Source organism: Pantoea sp. ICBG 1758 (genome assembly GCF_002928325.1).
Taxonomy (GTDB): Bacteria; Pseudomonadota; Gammaproteobacteria; order Enterobacterales; family Enterobacteriaceae; genus Pantoea; species Pantoea eucrina.
This window is the reverse complement of the sequence record NZ_POWL01000001.1, coordinates 1216398-1235740: the sequence shown is the minus strand read 5'-3', so window position 1 is coordinate 1235740 and position 19343 is coordinate 1216398. Positions and strand designations below refer to the sequence as shown.

Here is a 19343-nt window from a genome sequence, read left to right as displayed (position 1 = left end):
AATACCCAGCCTGTTTTTCAGATTATTTCCGCACCCTGCGCCTGCATTTGCGCCAGCGCAATGTCACTGTCTTCCGGATTGAGATTCACGCCGCGGCAGCCCTCTTTAACGACCTGAACGTGATACCCGAGCTCCAGCGCATCCAGCACGCTATATTTCACACAGTAGTCAGTCGCAATCCCCAGCATAACCAGATGCGTGATATCGCGTTCGCGCAACCAGTTATCCAGTTCAGTTTTGCGCCGGTGTCCGTTATCGAAAAAGGCGCTGTAACTGTCGACATCAACGTCTCCACCTTTGTGAAATACGGCGTCAATCAGAGAGCGATCGAGGTCGGGATGAAAATCTGCGCCCGGGCTGTTTTCGATACCGTGGTCCGGCCACCAGATTTGCGCCAGCCCGTTAAGCTCACCCAGCGTGTAGACAGGCTCACCGGACACTGAGGCAAAGCTGCCATGATTTGCCGGATGCCAGTCCTGCAGGGCCACAACACATTCGCCGCGCTGGCGAAACTCACGCGCATAGCGATTCGCTACCGCCACAGTCTGATCACCTTCGCGCACGGCCATCGGACCGCCGGGGCAAAAGTCATTCTGGATATCGATAATTACCAATGCCCGCTTCATATCATTTTGCTCCGTTCAATCTTCAGTCAGTTCGCCACGTAAGTTCTGCTGCATTCTGGCACGAATTTCATCGGGGCTAAGGTCCTGACTCAATAAATAGTGCAGTTTTGTTAACGTGGCCTCAACGGTGAGGTCAAAACCGCTGATCACGCCAGCATGCTCCAGCGCATTGCCAGTGGCATAGCCGCCCATATTCACTTTGCCGGACATGCACTGCGTCAGGTTAACCACGATAATCCCGCGTTCGCTCGCCTGCTGCAGCTCATGCAGGAACTCCGCATTTTGCGGCGCATTGCCCACGCCATAAGAGCGCAGAATCAGCGCCTTAACCGGCTGGCGCAGGAAGTTGCGCACCACGTCTGCAGAGATGCCCGGATAAATGGTGACCACGCCAATAGGCTGCGGGGTAATGGGATGAACCACCAGCTCGCCCGCCTGCTGTGGCGCGGGAGAGGTGTTCAGACGGCGGATATGGATACCCGCTTCCAGCAGCGGCGACAGATTTGGCGAGGCGAAGGCGTTAAAGCCGTCGGCGTGCGCTTTGGTGGTACGGTTGCCGCGGAACAGGGTGTTATTGAAAAACAGTGCCACTTCATTGATCGGATAGTTAGCCGCCACGTAGAGGGAGTTCAGCAGATTTTGCTGACCGTCAGAGCGCAGTTCCGCCAGCGGGATCTGCGATCCGGTGACGATGACCGGTTTTGCCAGATTTTCCAGCATGAAGGAGAGAGCCGATGCGGTGAAAGCCATGGTATCGGTTCCATGCAGAATAACAAAACCGTCATAGGCGTCATAATTCTGGCGGATATCATCTGCGATTGCCTGCCAGTCCTGCGGCGTCATATCAGAGGAGTCGATAAGCGGGGCGTATTCATGAATCGTAAAATCCGGCATCTCCGGCCGGTGAAACTCAGGCATATTGGCCAGCTGCTGCTGAAGGTGGCCTGATACCGGTACATAGCCCTGCGCAGAGCGCTGCATCCCGATAGTACCGCCCGTGTAGGCTACATAGATATTTTTCTTTTGCATGAGTGTACTCAGACTTGCCGTAAAACGCGCAGTATAAGGGGATTGACAGGGAAAAGCAGCCCGACCAGCGGCCGGGCTGTAAAATTAGCGAACGCTGCCGCAATTCAGACAAAAGGCGTAACGATTTTGCGGATCGTTAAGCTTACCGAGCAGGCCCGGCTGCGACTGCATGGCGCTGACAACATCCTGCACCGGTGCGGGCAGCCAGATTTTCAGCGCGTCGGGCAGTACCGCCTGCGCCGAGGCGTTCATCTGATTAAGCAGCAGATCAAGCATACCGGGTTCATCCTGATACCAGTTCAGCGCAGGCTGTTTCACGCTGGCCAGCGAGGCAGCTTTCGCCACGGCGTCATCAAAATCACCCAGCGCGTCAACCAGACCATTGCCTTTGGCATCGCTGCCGGTCCAGACATGGCCCTGTGCAATCGCATCAATCTGCTCAGGCGTCTTATGGCGCGACGCAGCGACCAGACCGATGAAATTGCGATAGCCATTCTCAATCGTCAGCTGCATCAGCTGCTGTACCTCTGCAGGCAGCGTTTTGGTGGTAGCCACATCAGCGAGCGGTGAGGTGGCTACGCCATCCGTATGTACACCGATTGCGTCCAGGCTGTTTTCGACCGTATTAATCACGCCAAAAATGCCAATTGAACCGGTCAGCGTAGAAGGCGCGGCGATGATGTAATCTGCCGGCGTTGAAATCCAGTAACCTCCCGATGCGGCCATGCCTCCCATGGAGACCACCACCGGCTTACCGGCTTCATGCGCGGCGGCCAGCTCTTCACGAATCGCTTCCGATGCGGTGACGCTGCCGCCCGGGCTGTTTACCCGCAGCACGATAGCTTTAATGGCGGGATCGAGGCGTGCTTCACGGATCTGTGCGGCCGTCGTATCACCGCCGACATTGCCTGCGCTCTCTTCTCCATCCATGATCGCACCGCTGGCGAGGATCACCGCGATGTTGCCTTTTTGCTGCGCTGGCTGTTTCAGACGGTAGTCATAGATGCTGACATAGCGGTAGTCATTATTCACTTTGTCCCAGCCAAAGGTTTTCGCCAGCGCCTGGTCAGCCGCCGCGCGTGAGCTCAGCGTATCCACCAGTTTGTTATTCAGCGCATATTTAGCGGTGTCACCCTGTACCGCCTCCAGTCCGCTGATCACGCCTGCCGCACCGGGAAAGAGCTGCTCTGGCGTAATCTGACGGTTGGCCGACACCGTATTGAGATAATTTTGCCATAGCTGAGTGATCCAGCGGCTGTCCGCATCGCGTGCATCCGGTGACATATTGTCGCGCAGGAACGGTTCAACGGCTGACTTATAGGTGCCTACGCGGAAAACGTGGGAAGAGACCTTCAGCTTTTCCAGCAGCGTTTTGTAATAGAGGCCGTTGGTCGCAAAGCCGTGCAGGTCAACCGTACCCTGAGGGGAGAGCCAGATTTTATTCGCGAAGCTGGCCAGGTAATACTGCGCCTGACTGTAGCTGTCACCCAGCGCATAAACCGGTTTACCGCTGTCGCGAAACTCCCGCAGCGCTTTACCGACATACTGCAGAGAGGGCTGATCGCCACCGGCAAAATCGCGCAGATCCAGCACGATACCGGTGATATTGCTGTCAGTTTTAGCCTGACGAATCGCATCAACCACATCAAACAAAGAGTTTTCCTGCAGGCGATCGCTGTTCGCGCCCAGCAGCTGACGGCTGATGCGGCTCAGACGGTTACTCACTGAAGGTTTATCCACCAGCATACCGCTAAGATCGACTTTTAATGCTCCCTGCTGGACCGGTTCACTGTTGCCGGCGCTCGACAGCTGCAGCCAGATGCCGACACCGGCCAGGATCAGGACAATGAGAAACAGGTTAAGGATAAATTCCCGGATAAAATTCAGAACCCGCCAGCTCCAGCGGAACAGACCGGTAATCATTCGCCACAATGTGCGCATAAACTCTCCATATTCACGTAGCCAGGGCCGGCAGCAGGCGTGCGGACCCCGATATCGGCATCATCCTAAAGAGCAGCGGCTGAAAAGTCAGCAGGAATTCGCACCAGACTGTTACAAAAGATCGCGCTGTGCCAGGATTAGCACATCATCAAAAGGCACAGGAGAACCCTTATGGATGCACTGGAGTTATTAACCAATCGCCGCTCAGCTTCGCGACTGACTGAACCCGCTCCGGCAGGTGAGGTGCTGCAAAATATTCTGCATGCCGGTATGCGGGCACCCGACCACGGTACGCTGCGCCCGTGGCGTTTCGTTATTGCGGAGAATGAGGGACGGGACCGGCTAAGCCGCGTGCTGGAGCAGGCCGCCCGCGAGAGCGCGCTGGATGAAAAAGCCATCGCGAAAGCGGCGGCGGCGCCGTTTCGTGCGCCCATGGTGATAACGGTAATTGCAGACTACAAGCCCTCTGAAAAAGTGCCGCAGTGGGAGCAGGTTGTCTCTGCGGGCTGTGCCGTTATGGCGATGCAGATGGCCGCGCTGGCTCAGGGGTATAACGGCATCTGGCGCAGTGGCCCCTGGACCGACCATCCTCACGTGCGGGCGGCGTTCAACTGCAAAGAAAAAGATGCCATTGTGGGCTTTCTCTATCTCGGCACGCCGCAGCTTAAAGCCAGCACCACGGTTGTCGCACCGGATACCACAGAGTTTGTCTCCTGGTTTTGATTCTCTCGCCTGCAATCTGGCAGCATTGCAGGCGTCGTGCGCAAAAGCGCCGCATCCGTGCAGAGAAAGCTTACCTCCAGCAGACCGCCAGGCTACCATCGCTTCACTGTTTTCGTTAAAGCTAAAAGAAAGGATTTGCGCCTTCCATGCGTCTATTTATTGCTGAAAAACCGAGCCTGGCGCGCGCCATCGCAGATGTTTTGCCAAAGCCGCATCGCCGCGGAGAGGGCTATATCGCCTGCGGCAACGATCAGGTGGTGACCTGGTGCGTCGGGCATTTGCTGGAGCAGGCGCAGCCTGATAGCTACGACAGCCGCTATGCCCGCTGGAACCTGGCCGATCTGCCTATTATTCCTGAAAAGTGGCGTCTGCAGCCGCGCCCCTCGGTAGCGAAACAGCTGAAAGCCATAGAAGGCTTACTGCAGCAGGCCAGCGAAATTGTGCACGCCGGCGATCCGGATCGCGAAGGTCAGCTGCTGGTGGATGAGGTGCTGGACTATCTGCAGCTGCCGGCTGGTAAGCGCCAGCGGGTGCAGCGCTGCCTGATCAACGATCTTAATCCGGCGGCCGTTGAGCGTGCGGTGAGCCGGCTGCGCGAAAACCGCGAATTCATCCCGCTTTGCGTCTCAGCGCTGGCGCGTTCACGCGCTGACTGGCTGTATGGCATCAATATGACGCGCGCCTGGACCCTGCTGGGGCGTAACGCCGGCTATGATGGCGTTCTGTCGGTGGGGCGCGTGCAGACGCCGGTGCTCGGACTGGTCGTGCGACGTGATGAAGAGATCGAGCACTTTGTGCCCAAAGACTATTTTGAAGTAAAAGCGCATGTCGTCACGCCAAAAGAGGAGCGCTTCGTTGCCAGCTGGGTGCCAAGCGACGCCTGCGAACCCTGGCAGGATGAAGAGGGGCGCGTCCTGCACCGGCCGCTGGCAGAGCATGTGCTGGCGCGTATTCAGGGACAGCCCGCGCAGGTGACCGGCTATAACGACAGGCGTGAATCGGAAACCGCACCGCTGCCGTTTTCGCTCTCCAGCCTGCAGATTGAAGCCGCAAAGCGTTACGGGCTGAGCGCGCAGAGCGTGCTGGACTGCTGTCAGCGCCTCTATGAGACGCATAAACTTATTACTTATCCGCGTTCGGATAGCCGCTATCTCCCTGATGAGCACTACGCCGGTCGTCATGCCGTGCTGAAAGCGATCGCTGTGCATCAGCCCGATCTCACGCCACCTGCTGACTTCAATACGGAACAGAAAAACCGCTGCTGGGACGATAAAAAGGTCGATGCGCATCACGCTATCATTCCCACCGCGCGTACCGGCAAAGTCGCACTCAGCGACAATGAGGCCCGGATCTATGCGCTGATTGCCCGGCAATATCTGATGCAGTTCTGCCCGGATGCGCAGTTCCGCAAATGCGTTATCGATCTGGAGATCGGTGGTGGCCGGTTTGTTGCAAAAGCGCGGTTTCTGGCGGAAGCGGGGTGGCGCGCGCTGCTCGGGAATAAAGAGCGTGACGAAGAGAATGACGGCACGCCGCTGCCGGTCGTCGCTAAAGGCGATACCCTGCTGTGCGAGCGCGGTGAACTGCTGGAGAAGCAGACCCAGCCGCCGCGGCCGTTTACTGATGCCACGCTGTTATCCGCCATGACCGGCATTGCGCGCTTTGTGCAGGATAAAGAATTAAAGAAAGTGCTGCGTGCGACCGATGGTTTAGGAACGGAGGCGACGCGGGCCGGCATTATTGAACTGCTGTTTCGCCGCACCTTCCTGGTTAAAAAAGGGCGCTATATCCACTCAACGGAGGCGGGCAGAGCCCTGATCCATGCGCTGCCGGAAATGGCGGCGCGGCCGGATATGACGGCGCAGTGGGAGTCAACCCTGACGCGCATCAGCGAAAAAAGCTGCCGCTATGATGAGTTTATGCAGCCGCTGGTGTCAACGCTGACCACGCTGATTGGCGAGGCGCGGCAGCGGCCTTCTTTGCAGGCGTTCAAAGGGCTGGCCGCCGCTTCGCCAGCGCGCGCGAAAGCCAAAAAACAGCGGCGAAAGCCAAAGGAGACGCAATGAGCGGGTATACAACAGGAGTGGCGCTGGCACTGCTGGTCTGCAGCACTACGGCGCTGGCAAACCGGATGCCGGAGCCGGGGCGGACGGGTAATACGGATGTGGTGGTGGATATGCCGGCGGAAGTCTGGACGCAGGGCCAGAATCGTCAGCAAAACAGCTGCCTTCAGTGCTGCATTTATGAAAACCGCAGCTATTCAGAAGGCGCAGTGGTTAAGGCCGAAGGGGTACTGCTGCAGTGCTCGCGGGATGAAAAGGTGCTGGGGACTAATCCGCTGCTGTGGAAAATCATTAAATAGTTAAGCGTGGCGCGCCGGCGCCACGCCTGACGTTTACAGATCGAACGTCGCCCAGACGGGAGCATGGTCAGAAGGTTTTTCCATGCCGCGAATGGCGTAATCGATACCGGCATCGACGCAGCGCGCGGCCAGCGGCTGACTGGCCAGCAGCAGATCGATGCGCAGTCCGCGGTTGTCATCAAATCCGCGCGAGCGGTAGTCGAACCAGGAAAAGCGATCGTTTGTCGTCGGGTTTCTGGCGCGCCAGGTATCGGTAAGACCCCACTGCAGCAGCCGATCCATCCACTCACGCTCTTCCGGCAGAAACGAGCATTTTCCGGTACGCAGCCAGCGCTTGCGGCTCTCCTCACCAATCCCGATATCCAGGTCAGTGGCGCTGATATTCATGTCGCCCATGATCAGCACCGGCTTGTCAGCGGCAGCGTGCTCCATCAGATAGCTCTGCAGATCGCGGTAGAATTTCTCTTTAGCCGGGAATTTAAGCGGGTGGTCGCGGCTTTCACCCTGCGGGAAATAGCCGTTGATAACGATGATGTTACCTGCCGGGCTCGGTATCTCCGCCATAATCAGGCGTCGCTGGGCGTCAGCGTCATCGCCCGGAAAACCGCGCATGACCCGTACCGGTGCGTTTTTGGTAAGTAGCGCGACGCCGTAGTGACCTTTTTGCCCATGATAGAAGACGTGGTAGCCGAGCTGGCTGACCTCTTCCAGTGGGAACATCTCATCGTGAACCTTGGTTTCCTGCAGGCCGATAACCTCAGGCTGATGCTGTTCCACCAGCGCGGCCAGCTGATGAGGGCGGGCGCGCAACCCGTTGATGTTGAATGAAACAAATTTCATATCGCTGCCATTTTAATAACCTGTATGCGGCGCGATGGTAACGGCTTTTTGGCAAAAAGTCATGCCCGAAGCGGAGCAGGCAGCACAGTATCAGAGGGGAAGAGCAAACTGAGTTTTTTCAGGATGTAGCGAACGGAACAGGAGATGGTGGCGGGAGAAGGATTCGAACCTTCGAAGTCGATGACGGCAGATTTACAGTCTGCTCCCTTTGGCCGCTCGGGAATCCCGCCTGGGATATAAAGCTCAGATTCAGGCACTGCAGAGTGATTCAGATGGTGGCGGGAGAAGGATTCGAACCTTCGAAGTCGATGACGGCAGATTTACAGTCTGCTCCCTTTGGCCGCTCGGGAATCCCGCCACTTGCCTGAATCTTTGTGCCTGAAGGCGGGGCGCATCATATCAAATGCGTTCCGCCTGTAAAGCACCGGATGTAAAAATAAAACCTGTTTGCCCGTTTTTTACGCGTAGCGCTGAAGAGTTAGACAATTCAGCGCCCTGGCGCCAAAACGCCGCGCTTAAAGAATAATCGTGCGGTTGCCATAAACAAACACGCGCTGGCCGAGCACTTTATAGAGCGCGCGACTCAGCACGTTTTTTTCCACATCGCGTCCGGCGCGCATCATCTCTTCAGCGGTATAGCTGTGATCCACGTTAATGACATCCTGCATAATGATTGGACCTTCGTCCAGGTTGTCATTGACGTAATGCGCCGTTGCGCCAATGATTTTAACGCCGCGTTCATACGCCTGATGATAAGGACGCGCGCCGATAAAAGCTGGCAGGAACGAGTGGTGAATATTGATGATCTGGTTAGGGTAGCGCTGCACAAAAGCAGGCGTCAGCACGCGCATATATTTTGCCAGCACCACGTAATCAGGCTGATAGCGATCGATCTCTTCCGCCATGCGGTTGTCATGCTCTTCGCGCGTTTTGCCTTCATGGCTGACCAGCACAAAAGGAATATCAAAACGTTCTACCAGCGAGCGCAGCGTATCGTGATTGCCGATCACCGCAGCGATCTCCATATCCAGACCGCCAAACGCGCTTTTCATCAGCAGGTCACCCAGGCAGTGCGCCTCTTTTGTGACCAGAATAACGACGCGGCGGCGACCGGCAGTGTGCAGCTCACGCACAGAACCGGTCGGCAGAGCGCTATCCAGATCGGCCAGCAGCGTATTGTCGTTAAAAATGCCTTCCAGCTCGGTGCGCATAAAAAAGCGGCCGGTGCGGTGATCGACAAACTCATTGTTTTGCACAATGTTGAGTTCATGCTTGTAGCAAATGTTGGTGATCTTGGCGATCAGACCTTTAGCATCAGGGCAAATGGTCCGTAAAACTTTTCGTTGCAGTGTTTGCGCTTGCATCTCAGTCAAGGTCCTGTCAAAGCGATAAGGGTATTACCATTGCGGCGAAGCGGATATCAGCCACAACATTTTTTGTATTTTTTGCCAGAGCCGCAGGGGCAGCGATCGTTACGCCCGATTGCTGGCGCTGTTCCATCCACATAGTACCAGCGACCCTCCTCCCGAAGAAAGCGTGAACGTTCAGCGATCGCTGACTCGCGCTCTTTTTCGCGGTAGCGCGCAAAAAAGGTCACAAAGGCTTCGTTCTCATGGATGCCATGATTACAACAGGTTACATTTAGTCCGAGCCACGTTGTACCGGCAAAACTTTCAGATAAACGCGCCGTCAGATCGACGCTGCGCTGGCTGGCGTGCCAGGTTTCTGTCAGATAAACTGCATTACCCGTGGCGTAGGCCGTATAGCGAGATCGCATCAGCTGTTCAGCACTTAGCGGGATGGCCTCGCCGTTTAAAAAGGGCTGACAACATACGCTATACTGCTTCCCGCTGCAGCAGGGGCACTTTTCGGACACATCATCTCCTGAGAGTGGTTAACGTTATCATAGGCGTGCGCTATGGTAGCCGACTGCGTGGCATGATGCTACGTACCAGCAGCATCACGAGGTAAGATGAGAAAGGTCAAGATTGGACTGGCTCTGGGATCGGGCGCCGCGAAGGGCTGGGCGCATATCGGCGTCATCAATGCGCTGGAGCGTGCCGGTATTGAAATTGATGTGGTAGCGGGCTGCTCAGTCGGCGCGCTGGTTGGTGCCGCCTACACCAATGGTCACCTGGCAAAGATGGAGAAGTGGGTCAGCGCGTTTCGCTACTGGGATGTTATACGCCTGATGGATCTCTCCTGGCAGCGCGGGGGACTGTTACGCGGCGATCGCGTTTTCAGTCATATTCGCCAGCTGATCCCGCATGACCAGATTGACGGCGGCCTGAAACCGTTTGGCGTGGTTGCCACCAACCTGAGTACCGGCCGTGAGCTCTGGCTGACTGAAGGCGATCTGCATCAGGCCGTGCGCGCTTCCTGTAGTATGCCAGGCTTATTACCACCTGTTGGCTACAATGGATACTGGCTGGTGGATGGCGCGGTGGTAAACCCGGTGCCCATCTCCCTGACGCGCGCACTTGGCGCCGACATTGTTATTGCGGTCGATCTTCAGCATGATGCGCATCTGATGCAGCAGGATCTGCTGTCGGTAACGCCGGAAAACGGCGATGACGCGGCAGAGGCGCTCTCGTGGGGTAAAAAATTACGTCAGCGTCTGATGGGATTTTCCCGCCAGCGCGCGGCGCAGTCACCTGGCGCAATGGAGATCATGTCGACCTCAATTCAGGTGCTGGAAAACCGCCTGAAACGTAACCGTATGGCGGGCGATCCGCCGGATGTGCTGATTCAGCCGTTTTGTCCGCAGATTTCAACGCTGGATTTTCATCGTGCTGAAGAGGCGATGGCTGCCGGTAAGGTGGCCGTAGAGAAAAAAATGGATGAACTATTACCACTGGTCCGTAGCAGATAGTCAGTTGTTCATTCAGGGGGGTTGTCGCTGATGACAATAATTAAAGGCGCAACTGCATTTTATGAACCACTATTGCAATATCTGGTACGCAGGGGGAGAGAATGGAAAAACCACTACTCGGCAAAAAGATACTCATTGTCGAAGATGAGGTCGTTTTCCGTTCATTGCTGGAAAATGTACTGACCAGTCTGGGGGCAACAGCCCTGCAGGCCGGCGATGGGCTGGAAGGCCTCGACATTCTGTCGTCGCACAGCGCCGATCTGGTGATTTGCGATCTGGAAATGCCCCGGATGGGCGGTATTGCGTTTGTTGAGCATCTGCGCAGTCAGGGGAATACGGTGCCTGTACTGGTCATATCTGCTACCCAGAATATGGCTGATATCGCGCATGTGCTGCGGCTTGGCGTGCAGGATGTATTACTGAAACCCCTGAAAAATATCGAACGCTTCCGCGAGGCTGTTTTTGAGTGTCTTTATCCCTCGATGTTCACCTCGAAAGTGGAGGAGGATGAGCAGCTGTTTCAGGACTGGGATGCGCTGGCCCGCGATCCGATCGCCGCGGCAAAACTGCTGAAGCAGCTGCAGCCGCCGGTGCAGCAAACCATTGCGCACTGCCGCATCAACTACCGACAGCTCACCATGGCGGAACAGCCAGGGCTGGTTCTGGATATCGCTGCGCTCTCCGATAAAGATCTCGCCTTTTACTGTCTCGATGTTACCCGGGCGGGCGACAACGGCGTGCTGGCCGCGCTGCTGCTGCGGGCGCTATTCAACGGTTTACTGCAGGAGCAGCTGTCCGGACAGCATCATCGGCTGCCGGAACTCAACGGTCTGCTGCGTCAGGTGAATATGCTGCTGCGCCAGGCAAACCTTACCGGGCAGTTCCCGCTTCTGGTGGGATATTATCATCGCGAACTGCGTAAATTAATTCTGGTTTCAGCAGGGCTTAATGCCACGCTGCACCTGGAAACGCAGCAGCTGCAGTTAAACAGCGGTGTACCGCTGGGTACGATGGGGGGGACCCATCTTAATCAGATTTCTCAGCATACCGGTGCCTGGCAGTGCCACGTCTGGGGTGCCGGCGGCAGGCTACGTCTGATGTTATCGGGTGAAGAATAAGCAGTTAAACAGCGGGTTAAATCAGTTAAGCGACAGCGCCAGACCTATCCTTTACACTTGGGTAAAAGTCTTAAATTCCATGGATTAACTTTATCCAGGATAATTCCGCCTGATACTAACTGATATACTCATTTCGTTTTTTAAACCGACATATCAAGTATTAACTTGAGCGGCCTATTAAGAGAGGTATTTGATGTCTGCCTATAAGTCAAAAGTAAAAAAAGCGGTAATCCCGGTTGCAGGTTTAGGTACGCGTATGCTGCCAGCGACTAAAGCTATTCCAAAAGAGATGTTACCGCTGGTCGATAAGCCGTTGATCCAGTATGTCGTAAATGAGTGTATTGCTGCGGGCATTAACGAAATTGTGCTGGTTACGCACTCTTCTAAAAACTCAATCGAAAACCACTTTGATACCAGCTTCGAACTGGAAGCCATGCTGGAGAAGCGTGTTAAGCGTCAGCTGCTGGATGAAATCCAGTCTATCTGTCCGCCACACGTCACCATTATGCAGGTGCGTCAGGGTATCGCTAAAGGTCTGGGCCATGCGGTCATGTGTGCACATCCGCTGGTAGGCGATGAGCCGGTAGCAGTCATTCTGCCAGACGTTATCATCGACGAATATGAGTCAAACCCGACCAAAGACAACCTGGCAGAGATGCTGGCGCGTTTTGAAGAAACCGGTCACAGCCAGATCATGGTTGAGCCAGTAGCAGACGTAACCGCATACGGTGTGGTTGACTGCAAAGGCGCCGAGCTGAGCGCGGGCCAGAGTGCACCGATGGTGGGCGTTGTTGAGAAGCCAAAAGCGAATGAAGCGCCTTCAAACCTCGCGGTAGTAGGTCGTTATGTTCTTTCTGCTGATATCTGGCCTCTGCTGGCTAAAACCCCTCCGGGTGCAGGCGGCGAAGTTCAGCTGACCGACTCTATCGCTATGCTGATGGAAAAAGAGACTGTAGAAGCTTATCACCTGACTGGCGTCAGCCACGACTGTGGTAACAAGCTGGGTTACATGCAGGCTTTTGTTGAGTACGGCGTACGTCACCCGGTGCTGGGCAAAGATTTTGCACAGTGGCTGGACAACGCGGTAGGCAATAAAAAGTAATTCATTAAGCACAGGATAATTTAATGAAAGTCACTGTATTTGGTATCGGCTATGTCGGTCTGGTTCAGGCTGCGGTGTTGGCCGAAGTCGGACATGACGTTCTCTGCATTGATGTCGACGCGAACAAAGTCGAAAACCTGAAAAAGGGTGTTATCCCGATTTTTGAACCGGGTCTGACGCCGTTGGTGATGTCCAATTATGAATCGGGCCGCCTGAAATTCAGTACTGACGCCAAAGAGGGCGTTAATCACGGGGTGATGCAGTTTATTGCTGTTGGCACACCGCCTGACGAAGATGGTTCTGCCGATCTGAAATATGTGACCGCGGTTGCGCGCACGATTGCAGAACATATGAACGATCACAAAGTCGTTATCGATAAATCAACGGTGCCAGTCGGCACAGCCGACCGCGTACGCAATGTGATGCAGGAGACGCTGAAACAGCGTGGCGCCAGCGTTTCTTTCGATGTGGTTTCCAACCCGGAATTCCTCAAAGAGGGTGCGGCCGTTAACGACTGCATGCGACCAGAGCGTATCGTTGTCGGTACTGACAATGATGATGTGGTGGAACTGCTGCGCGAGCTCTATGAGCCGTTCAACCGTAACCACGATCGCATGATCCTGATGGATATCCGCAGTGCAGAGCTGACAAAATATGCGGCAAACTGCATGCTGGCGACCAAAATCAGCTTTATGAACGAGATCTCTAATCTCGCTGAGCTGCTGGGCGCTGATGTGGAGAAAGTCCGTCAAGGTATCGGTTCTGATCCCCGTATCGGCTATCACTTCATCTATCCGGGCTGCGGCTACGGCGGTTCCTGCTTCCCGAAAGATGTGCAGGCGCTGATCCGTACAGCAGAGTCTATTGGCTATAAACCGCGCCTGCTGCAGGCGGTGGAAGAGGTCAATGACGCGCAGAAAAACAAACTGCCTGCCTTTATCAAGCGCCATTTTGGTGACGATCTGCGCGGCAAGACGTTTGCGCTGTGGGGCCTGGCGTTTAAACCCAACACCGACGATATGCGTGAAGCCTCCAGCCGTGTGCTGATGGAAGCGTTATGGGAAGCGGGTGCTACGGTTCAGGCTTACGATCCGGAAGCGATGGAAGAAGCGCAGCGCATCTATGGTCACCGTGACGATCTGAAACTCACAGGGACTAAAGAAGCGGCACTGCAGGGCGCTGATGGTCTGGTTATCTGTACCGAATGGCAGAATTTCCGGGCGCCTGATTTTGACGTAATTAAAAATGCGTTAAAACAACCCGTGATTTTTGATGGTCGTAACCTGTATGATCCAGAGCGTATCAGCAAACGCGGTTTCGTTTATTATGCAATCGGCCGCGGAGCGTCTATTCAAATTGCGTAATAAATGAGGGATGTATGAATTTTCTGGTTACCGGCGCAGCAGGATTTATCGGTTTTCACGTAAGCCAGCGTTTGCTCGCTGCCGGTCACCAGGTTGTTGGTATCGACAACCTGAATGACTATTATGATGTCAGCCTGAAACAGGCTCGCCTCGATCAGATTTCACCGCATCCCGCATTTACTTTTATTAAAATGGACCTGGCCGATCGCCAGGCCATTTCCTCTCTGTTTGAACAGCACGCGTTTGAGCGCGTTATCCATCTCGCCGCGCAGGCGGGTGTGCGTTACTCAATCGATAACCCGCACGCTTATGCAGATGCTAACCTCACCGGCCATCTGAATATTCTGGAAGGCTGCCGTCACCATAAGATTGGCCACCTTCTTTATGCATCTTCAAGCTCAGTTTATGGGCTGAACCGCAAAATGCCGTTCTCCACCGATGACAGCGTTGATCACCCGGTTTCCCTCTATGCGGCGACGAAAAAAGCCAACGAACTGATGTCGCATACTTATTCGCACCTTTATCAGCTGCCGACAACCGGACTGCGTTTCTTTACCGTGTATGGCCCATGGGGTCGGCCCGATATGGCGCTGTTTAAATTTACCCGTGCAATGCTGGCAGGCGAGGCGATCGACGTTTATAACCGCGGTGAGATGACGCGCGACTTTACCTATATCGATGATATCGCTGAGGCGATTGTTCGCCTGCAGGCGGTGGTACCACAACCTGACAGCGCATGGAGCGTGGAGCACGGCTCCCCCGCCAGCAGCTCTGCGCCTTATCGGGTATATAACATTGGCAACAGTCAGCCAACGCGCCTGATGACCTATATAGAGTCGCTGGAGAAAGCTTTGGGCATTGAGGCAGTGAAGAACATGCTGCCGATGCAGCCCGGCGATGTACTGGGCACCAGCGCAGATACGCAGCCTCTCTATGACGCCATCAATTTCCGGCCGCAGACCAGCGTTGAGCAGGGCGTACAGCAGTTTGTCGACTGGTATCGCGACTTTTATCAGAAATAAGCGCATAAAAAAAGGAAGCCGCGGGCTTCCTTTTTTTTACCTGGCGAAACGAATATTGCAGTAAAAGTGCAGACAGTTAAAACGAAGCGCGCGGATTACAGCAGGAAATCGTCCAGCTGTTTACCATCTTCTTCAATCGCTTTTTTAATTACGGCAGGCGTGCGGCCCTGACCGGTCCAGGTGCGGCTTTCACCGTTTTCATCTACATAGCTGTACTTGGCGGGACGGGCAGCGCGACGCGCTTTGGTCACCGTTTTGTTTTCTGATAATGCGTTCAGCAGTTCATTAGGATCGATGCCGTCAGCCAGCAGCATTTCGCGATACTGCTCCAGTTTGCGGCTGCGTTCAGCATTTTCAGCCTGAGCATGACTCTCTTCTTCACGACGCTCATTAACCACTACGTCAAGTTTTTCAAGCATCTCTTCCAGGGTTTCCAGAGAGCATTCGCGAGCCTGAGCACGCAATGTACGGATATTATTAAGGATTTTAAGTGCTTCGCTCATTGTTCTTATCTCAGAATATAAAAAGGAGTGGTTAAGCTGTTCCATAATAGTGGCGGGAATATATAACTGCAATAGTGAAACCTGAGTGAGGAGATTTATTTATTTTTTTAGTTATGTCAGCAGAGTTAATTATCAATCGCTGTGCTGCATAAATTATCCGCGATATGTCTCGTTGCGTGACGGCTATTCCATTTGGCTGAGATTAAATTAACCGCTATTAGTGATTTAACCGCAGCGTGCCGGCATTGATTTTCAGCGTCCAGCAGCGTGGCTTTCTGCTACGGTAAACCTGTCGTTTGTGAGGTGCTCTGCGGCAATACATTTGTGTTAAACTGCCGCCTTCTGAATTTAGTATCCCCGGAGAGACTGGTAAGTGGCTCAACTCTATTTCTATTACTCGGCGATGAATGCGGGTAAATCCACCGCGCTGCTGCAATCTTCCTATAACTATCAGGAGCGCGGCATGCGCACCCTGGTCTATACCGCAGAGATAGACGATAGATTTGGTGCCGGCGTGGTCAGCTCACGAATCGGGCTCTCTTCGCCTGCCTGTTTGTATAATGATAAAACAGAACTGGCCGAAGCCATTGCGGAAGAACATGCGCGCCAGCCCGTACACTGCGTGCTGGTTGACGAAAGTCAGTTTCTGACGCGTGAGCAGGTTTATGCGCTCTCTGACGTGGCGGACAATCTTGATATTCCGGTTCTCTGCTACGGTCTGCGTACTGACTTCCGCGGTGAGCTGTTCACCGGCAGCCAGTATCTTCTTGCCTGGGCCGATAAACTGGTCGAGCTTAAAACAATTTGCCACTGCGGCCGTAAGGCGAGCATGGTGCTGCGCCTTGACGGGGAGGGCAGACCGTTCAGCGAAGGTGAGCAGGTCGTAATTGGCGGTAATGAGCGCTATATATCCGTATGCCGGAAACATTACAAGCAGGCGATTAATCTGGGTACGCGTGAGGCGATATATGGCGCTAATCCGCCACCGGTTTAATCAGCCAGCCATAAAAAAACCCGCCGCGGCGGGTTTTTTATTTTCAGCGGACTACGCTTTCTTTACTTTTTTTTCACGGGCAGCGGACTGCAGCTCGCAGATTTCTGCAGAGGGTATGTCCGTTTCTGAATAATCACGTCCGTAGAACGTATCCAGCATAATCTGTTTTAGCTCAGCGATTAATGGATAGCGCGGATTGGCGCCGGTGCACTGATCGTCAAAAGCGTCTTCAGCCAGCTTATCTACTTTCGCCAGGAAATCCGCCTCCTGCACGCCTGCTTCCCGAATAGAAGCGGGAATACCGAGCTGCGTTTTTATTTCATCCAGCCACGCCAGCAGTTTTTCGATTTTCTGCGCCGTGCGATCCCCGGGCTGAGTCAGGCCGAGATGGTCAGCAATTTCCCCATAGCGGCGCCGTGCCTGCGGCCGGTCATACTGGCTGAACGCCGTCTGTTTCGTCGGGTTATCATTGGCGTTATAGCGGATGACGTTACCGATAAGCAGCGCGTTTGCCAGCCCGTGCGGGATATGAAACTCTGAGCCAAGTTTATGGGCCATAGAGTGGCACACCCCGAGGAAAGCGTTGGCAAAGGCAATGCCGGCGATAGTCGCCGCGTTGTGTACGCGTTCACGCGCAACCGGATTTTTCGCACCATCGCGATAGCTGGCAGGCAGGTTCTCTTTAAGCAGCTTCAGCGCCTGTAGTGCCTGTCCATCTGAGTACTCACTGGCAAGCACCGAGACGTAAGCCTCCAGCGCATGCGTCACCGCATCGAGGCCGCCAAAAGCGCAGAGCGAGCGCGGCATATCCATCACCAGGTCGGCATCGACAATCGCCATATCCGGCGTTAAGGCGTAGTCCGCCAGCGGATATTTTTGCCCGGTGGCGTCATCGGTGACAACGGCAAACGGGGTGACTTCTGAGCCGGTGCCTGACGTGGTGGCGATCGCGACCATGCGCGCTTTCACGCCCATTTTCGGGAATTTGTAGATACGTTTACGGATATCCATAAAGCGCAGCGCCAGCTCTTCAAAATGCGTTTCCGGATGCTCATACATGACCCACATGATTTTCGCTGCGTCCATCGGTGAACCACCGCCCAGGGCGATAATCACGTCGGGCCGGAAACTGTGCATCTGCTCTGCACCCTTACGCACAATGCTCAGGGTCGGATCGGCTTCCACTTCAAAAAATATCTCGGTTTCGATACCCTGTGATTTCAGCACCCGCGTAACGCGCTCGGCATAGCCGTTATTAAACAGAAAGCGATCGGTAACGATAAACGCGCGTTTCGCTCCCTCAGCAGCAACCTCTTCCAGCGCAATCGGAAGAGAGCCGCGGCGGAAGTAGATAGACTTCGGTAACTTATGCCACAACATATTTTCTGCTCGCTTAGCCACGGTTTTCTTATTGATCAAGTGTTTAGGGCCTACGTTTTCAGAGATAGAGTTGCCCCCCCAGGAGCCGCAGCCCAGCGTCAGGGAAGGGGCAAGTTTGAAGTTGTAAAGATCGCCAATGCCGCCCTGTGAAGCCGGGGTGTTGATCAGGATGCGGGCCGTTTTCATTTTGTCGCCAAAATAGTGGATCCGCCCGGCCTCGTTATCCTGATCGGTGTAGAGACAGGATGTGTGACCAATGCCGCCCATCGCGACCAGCTTCTCTGCTTTTGCTACCGCGTCCGCATAATCTTTTGCCCGATACATCGCCAGCGTCGGCGAGAGCTTTTCATGTGCAAAAGGCTCCGATTCATCAACGGCTGACACCTCGCCAATTAAAATTTTGGTGCCCGGCGGGACACTAATGCCGGCAAGCGCAGCAATATTGCAGGCGGGCTGGCCCACAATTGCCGCGTTCAGTGCGCCGTTTTTCAGCAGGATATTCTGAACCGCGCTCAGCTCATGGCCCTGCAGCAGATAGCCGCCGTGGCTGGCAAACCGTTCGCGGACCGCGTCATAGACGGCATCAACGATAATGACCGATTGCTCAGAGGCACAGATCACGCCGTTATCGAACGTTTTAGACATTAAAATGGAAGCGACCGCGCGTTTGATGTCAGCCGTTTCATCAATCACCACCGGCGTATTGCCCGCGCCAACGCCAATCGCCGGTTTACCTGAGCTATAGGCCGCTTTAACCATGCCCGGGCCGCCGGTCGCCAGAATCAGGTTGATATCCGGATGATGCATGAGCTGACTGGAAAGCTCGACCGAAGGCGCATCGATCCAGCCGATGATATCTTTGGGAGCGCCCGCAGCAATAGCCGCCTGCAGCACGATATCGGCTGCTTTATTGGTGGCATTTTTTGCGCGCGGATGAGGAGAAAAAATAATGCCGTTGCGGGTTTTCAGGCTGATAAGCGCCTTGAAAATAGCCGTGGAGGTAGGGTTGGTGGTAGGGACGATACCGCAGATGAGGCCAATGGGTTCGGCAATGGTAATGGTGCCAAAGGTATCATCGCTTGCCAGCACGCCACAGGTTTTTTCATCTTTGTACGCGTTGTAGATATATTCTGAAGCGAAATGATTTTTGATCACTTTATCTTCAACAATACCCATGCCCGATTCCGCTACCGCCATCTTAGCCAGCGGAATGCGGGCGTCAGCTGCCGCCAGCGCCGCGGCGCGAAAAATTGCATCAACCTGCTCCTGGCTAAAACTGGCAAACTCGCGCTGCGCGCGTTTTACACGTTCAACCAGTGCATTGAGTTCGGCAACATTGGTTACGGCCATAATACTCTCCTGAGGAAGTTAAACTTTTTTAATAAACAGGCCAGCGCAGAGAAAGAAATCAGCTAAGGTTTGACAGGGCAGGCCCGTCTGTTTAGTAAAAAGGTCTGACGTGAATGA

At 54.6% G+C, this 19343-nt stretch carries 17 protein-coding genes and 2 tRNA genes; 9 read left to right on the top strand and 10 right to left on the bottom strand.

Going from position 1 to position 19343, the window contains the following annotated elements:
* Positions 1 to 17: 17 nt before the first annotated feature.
* From pncA to sppA, 3 genes are all read right to left on the bottom strand, one after another.
* Positions 18 to 626, bottom strand: coding sequence for a bifunctional nicotinamidase/pyrazinamidase (gene pncA / locus C1Y41_RS06080; protein ID WP_039384690.1), 609 nt, complete (start codon positions 624 to 626; stop codon positions 18 to 20).
* Between the two features lie 15 nt (positions 627 to 641).
* A complete protein-coding gene (ansA, locus tag C1Y41_RS06075) occupies positions 642 to 1655 on the bottom strand; it encodes an asparaginase (protein ID WP_104085076.1) in 1014 nt (337 codons plus the stop codon).
* An 84-nt stretch (positions 1656 to 1739) separates the two neighbouring features.
* Positions 1740 to 3596: a signal peptide peptidase SppA gene (sppA, locus tag C1Y41_RS06070; RefSeq protein ID WP_104085075.1), complete on the bottom strand. Its 1857-nt coding sequence runs from the start codon at positions 3594 to 3596 to the stop codon at positions 1740 to 1742.
* 171 nt (positions 3597 to 3767) lie between these two features.
* On the opposite strand from sppA, the gene C1Y41_RS06065 reads away from it, so the two are divergent.
* The 3 genes from C1Y41_RS06065 (at position 3768) to C1Y41_RS06055 (ending at position 6681) form a co-directional block, all read left to right on the top strand.
* The gene (locus C1Y41_RS06065) at positions 3768 to 4319 is read left to right on the top strand and encodes an NAD(P)H nitroreductase (protein ID WP_039384682.1); all 552 of its coding nucleotides are present in this window, start codon (positions 3768 to 3770) and stop codon (positions 4317 to 4319) included.
* Between the two features lie 146 nt (positions 4320 to 4465).
* A complete protein-coding gene (locus C1Y41_RS06060; protein WP_039384680.1) occupies positions 4466 to 6385 on the top strand; it encodes a DNA topoisomerase III in 1920 nt (639 codons plus the stop codon).
* The gene (locus tag C1Y41_RS06055; protein WP_094111095.1) at positions 6382 to 6681 is read left to right on the top strand and encodes a YnjH family protein; all 300 of its coding nucleotides are present in this window, start codon (positions 6382 to 6384) and stop codon (positions 6679 to 6681) included. Before C1Y41_RS06060 ends, C1Y41_RS06055 begins: the two co-directional genes overlap by 4 nt.
* A 33-nt stretch (positions 6682 to 6714) precedes the next feature.
* Here the strand turns inward: C1Y41_RS06055 and xthA are convergent, their stop codons facing one another.
* The 5 genes from xthA to C1Y41_RS06030 all read right to left on the bottom strand — a co-directional run bounded on the left by xthA (position 6715) and on the right by C1Y41_RS06030 (position 9397).
* Entirely contained in the window at positions 6715 to 7521 is an 807-nt protein-coding gene (gene xthA / locus C1Y41_RS06050; protein ID WP_104085074.1) for an exodeoxyribonuclease III, read from the bottom strand.
* A gap of 145 nt (positions 7522 to 7666) precedes the next feature.
* A tRNA-Tyr gene (locus C1Y41_RS06045) sits at positions 7667 to 7751 on the bottom strand.
* A 43-nt stretch (positions 7752 to 7794) separates the two neighbouring features.
* Positions 7795 to 7879, bottom strand: a tRNA-Tyr gene (locus C1Y41_RS06040).
* Between the two features lie 157 nt (positions 7880 to 8036).
* Positions 8037 to 8885 (bottom strand): formyltetrahydrofolate deformylase, encoded by an 849-nt coding sequence (purU, locus tag C1Y41_RS06035; protein WP_039384674.1) that lies wholly within the window; start codon positions 8883 to 8885, stop codon positions 8037 to 8039.
* A 56-nt stretch (positions 8886 to 8941) separates the two neighbouring features.
* On the bottom strand, positions 8942 to 9397 hold the full coding sequence (locus C1Y41_RS06030; RefSeq protein ID WP_039384671.1) for a YchJ family protein: 456 nt from the start codon (positions 9395 to 9397) through the stop codon (positions 8942 to 8944).
* Between the two features lie 96 nt (positions 9398 to 9493).
* Between C1Y41_RS06030 and rssA the strand changes: the two genes are divergently transcribed.
* From rssA to C1Y41_RS06005, 5 genes are all read left to right on the top strand, one after another.
* Positions 9494 to 10393, top strand: a complete 900-nt coding sequence (rssA, locus tag C1Y41_RS06025; RefSeq protein ID WP_104085073.1) for a patatin-like phospholipase RssA — start codon at positions 9494 to 9496, stop codon at positions 10391 to 10393.
* A gap of 101 nt (positions 10394 to 10494) precedes the next feature.
* Positions 10495 to 11511 (top strand): two-component system response regulator RssB, encoded by a 1017-nt coding sequence (gene rssB / locus C1Y41_RS06020; protein WP_071668865.1) that lies wholly within the window; start codon positions 10495 to 10497, stop codon positions 11509 to 11511.
* A gap of 193 nt (positions 11512 to 11704) precedes the next feature.
* Positions 11705 to 12613, top strand: a complete 909-nt coding sequence (galU, locus tag C1Y41_RS06015; protein ID WP_039384664.1) for a UTP--glucose-1-phosphate uridylyltransferase GalU — start codon at positions 11705 to 11707, stop codon at positions 12611 to 12613.
* Between the two features lie 23 nt (positions 12614 to 12636).
* Positions 12637 to 13977 (top strand): UDP-glucose/GDP-mannose dehydrogenase family protein, encoded by a 1341-nt coding sequence (locus C1Y41_RS06010; RefSeq protein WP_039384663.1) that lies wholly within the window; start codon positions 12637 to 12639, stop codon positions 13975 to 13977.
* Between the two features lie 14 nt (positions 13978 to 13991).
* The gene (locus C1Y41_RS06005) at positions 13992 to 14999 is read left to right on the top strand and encodes an NAD-dependent epimerase (RefSeq protein WP_039384660.1); all 1008 of its coding nucleotides are present in this window, start codon (positions 13992 to 13994) and stop codon (positions 14997 to 14999) included.
* A 95-nt stretch (positions 15000 to 15094) separates the two neighbouring features.
* On the opposite strand, the gene hns is transcribed toward C1Y41_RS06005, so the two are convergent.
* On the bottom strand, positions 15095 to 15502 hold the full coding sequence (gene hns / locus C1Y41_RS06000) for a histone-like nucleoid-structuring protein H-NS (RefSeq protein WP_039384658.1): 408 nt from the start codon (positions 15500 to 15502) through the stop codon (positions 15095 to 15097).
* A gap of 373 nt (positions 15503 to 15875) precedes the next feature.
* Between hns and tdk the strand changes: the two genes are divergently transcribed.
* The gene (tdk, locus tag C1Y41_RS05995) at positions 15876 to 16496 is read left to right on the top strand and encodes a thymidine kinase (RefSeq protein WP_039384655.1); all 621 of its coding nucleotides are present in this window, start codon (positions 15876 to 15878) and stop codon (positions 16494 to 16496) included.
* Positions 16497 to 16547: 51 nt separating this feature from the next.
* Here tdk and adhE read toward each other — a convergent pair whose 3' ends face one another.
* On the bottom strand, positions 16548 to 19226 hold the full coding sequence (adhE, locus tag C1Y41_RS05990) for a bifunctional acetaldehyde-CoA/alcohol dehydrogenase (protein ID WP_039384652.1): 2679 nt from the start codon (positions 19224 to 19226) through the stop codon (positions 16548 to 16550).
* Between the last annotated feature and the right edge of the window lie 117 nt (positions 19227 to 19343).

Coding starts and splice junctions, on each gene's coding strand:
- C1Y41_RS06010 (WP_039384663.1), top strand. CDS start 12,637: ATGAAAGTCACTGTATTTGGTATCGGCTATGTCGGTCTGGTTCAGGCT.
- C1Y41_RS06005 (WP_039384660.1), top strand. CDS start 13,992: ATGAATTTTCTGGTTACCGGCGCAGCAGGATTTATCGGTTTTCACGTA.
- xthA (WP_104085074.1), bottom strand. CDS start 7,521: ATGAAATTTGTTTCATTCAACATCAACGGGTTGCGCGCCCGCCCTCAT.
- C1Y41_RS06055 (WP_094111095.1), top strand. CDS start 6,382: ATGAGCGGGTATACAACAGGAGTGGCGCTGGCACTGCTGGTCTGCAGC.
- purU (WP_039384674.1), bottom strand. CDS start 8,885: ATGCAAGCGCAAACACTGCAACGAAAAGTTTTACGGACCATTTGCCCT.
- C1Y41_RS06060 (WP_039384680.1), top strand. CDS start 4,466: ATGCGTCTATTTATTGCTGAAAAACCGAGCCTGGCGCGCGCCATCGCA.
- C1Y41_RS06065 (WP_039384682.1), top strand. CDS start 3,768: ATGGATGCACTGGAGTTATTAACCAATCGCCGCTCAGCTTCGCGACTG.
- galU (WP_039384664.1), top strand. CDS start 11,705: ATGTCTGCCTATAAGTCAAAAGTAAAAAAAGCGGTAATCCCGGTTGCA.
- sppA (WP_104085075.1), bottom strand. CDS start 3,596: ATGCGCACATTGTGGCGAATGATTACCGGTCTGTTCCGCTGGAGCTGG.
- adhE (WP_039384652.1), bottom strand. CDS start 19,226: ATGGCCGTAACCAATGTTGCCGAACTCAATGCACTGGTTGAACGTGTA.
- rssA (WP_104085073.1), top strand. CDS start 9,494: ATGAGAAAGGTCAAGATTGGACTGGCTCTGGGATCGGGCGCCGCGAAG.
- rssB (WP_071668865.1), top strand. CDS start 10,495: ATGGAAAAACCACTACTCGGCAAAAAGATACTCATTGTCGAAGATGAG.
- pncA (WP_039384690.1), bottom strand. CDS start 626: ATGAAGCGGGCATTGGTAATTATCGATATCCAGAATGACTTTTGCCCC.
- ansA (WP_104085076.1), bottom strand. CDS start 1,655: ATGCAAAAGAAAAATATCTATGTAGCCTACACGGGCGGTACTATCGGG.
- hns (WP_039384658.1), bottom strand. CDS start 15,502: ATGAGCGAAGCACTTAAAATCCTTAATAATATCCGTACATTGCGTGCT.